Annotated in this window: 1 protein-coding gene; it reads left to right on the top strand. The window is 34.5% G+C overall.

What is annotated here, in order from left to right:
- On the top strand, nt 1-1,219 hold a 1,219-nt coding region (locus BAQ49_RS25295; protein ID WP_116733502.1), incomplete at both ends, for a glycosyltransferase.

Here is a 1,219-nt window from a genome sequence, read left to right as displayed (position 1 = left end):
AATTCTAGATATATTAAAAGAGTATAAAATAAAAGCTGCCTTTTTTGTACTTGGTGAAAATGCACAACTAAATCCTAGTATTGTTAAAAGAATATACGATGAAGGGCGTGAAATTGGCAATCATACCTTCAAGCATCCTAACGTCGCTGATACGTCTTTACTACGTACAAAAATAGAACTTAATACAACTCAGCGCCTAATTCAGGAAATAACTGGACATTCTACGGTTTTATTTAGGCCACCGTATGAAGCAGATGCTAACCCGGATTCATCAAATGAAATACTGCCTATTTTGCGTGCACAAAATATGAACTATACGATGGTGGCAGAAAAAGTGGATCCTGAGGATTGGGCGACTCCATCCACAAATGAATTAGTAAAGCGTACTCTTAATCCCATTTATAAAGGGGAGGGAAATGTTATTCTTCTCCATGATGCAGGAGGGAATCGTACCCATACGGTAGAGGCGCTGCTGATGATTATTAAAGATCTTCAAAAGAATGGATATAGTTTTGTAACAATTTCAGATTTAATGAATAAAGAACGAGATGAAGTTATGCCTCCCGTTTCTTCTGAGGGTAAGCAATATCTATTTTACAATAAAGCTATCTTTTCAGGAATGGGATATGCAAAGCATATATTAACAACTATTTTTTATATTGCTATTGGATTAGGTATTTTCCGATTCCTATTTTTAATATATTTTGCATTCAAGCAGAAAAGAAAAACAAAATCTCGTTTATTTGCTAATTCGTCTTATCAACCTTTTGTTAGTGTTGTAATAGCGGCATATAATGAAGAGAAGGTTATAGCTAAGACTATTCACTCAATTTTGGATAGTAATTATAGAGAGTTTGAAGTTATTGTCGTTGATGACGGATCGAAAGATGGTACGTCAAAAGTAATTCAAGAAACATTCTATAAGCATCCTAAAGTGCGTTTAATTCAGAAAGAAAACGGCGGGAAATCATCGGCAATGAACTTAGGGTTTCAACAATCACGAGGAGAAATCATTGTCACTTTAGATGCGGATACTATTATTGCGCAAGATGCTATTTCTCTAATGATTAGACACTTTGAAGATCATAATGTAGCGGCAGTTTCAGGGAATGTTAAAGTTGGGAATAGACAGAATTTATTGACTACTTGGCAACATGTTGAGTATATTACAGGATTTAATTTAGAACGCAGAGCTTTTGATGAGTTAAATTGTATTACA

It is taken from the genome of Bacillus proteolyticus (assembly GCF_001884065.1).
Lineage (GTDB): Bacteria > Bacillota > Bacilli > Bacillales > Bacillaceae_G > Bacillus_A > Bacillus_A proteolyticus.
This window is presented reverse-complemented; position numbering and strand designations above follow the sequence as displayed.